1 protein-coding gene is annotated in these 264 nt (G+C 54.2%); it reads right to left on the reverse strand.

Features of this window, described 5'->3' with window-relative positions:
* A partial coding sequence (gene pgk / locus HBA93_RS21660) for a phosphoglycerate kinase (RefSeq protein WP_221724624.1) occupies nt 1–264 on the reverse strand: 264 nt, incomplete at both ends.

Consider the following 264-nt stretch of genomic DNA (forward strand, 5'->3'; position numbering starts at 1 on the left):
TGCAGTCTTTGGCGAAAGCGACATGGTGCTTAACAGCATGTGCCAGAGCCGGAACGATCTGTTCCAGCGAGAATTCAGCTTGTATCTCGCCTTTCGGACGACCGAAATGCGCGAGCAGAATAACCTTCGCGCCACGCTCGCGTAAATTATTGATGGTCGGGATGATGCGGTCGATACGGGTGGTGTCCGAGACTTTGCCATCCTGCATCGGTACGTTCAGATCAACGCGAACGAGGACGCGCTTGGATGCAACATCGGCATCTT

This window comes from Ochrobactrum sp. SFR4 (assembly GCF_019730395.1).
Taxonomy (GTDB): domain Bacteria; phylum Pseudomonadota; class Alphaproteobacteria; order Rhizobiales; family Rhizobiaceae; genus Pseudochrobactrum.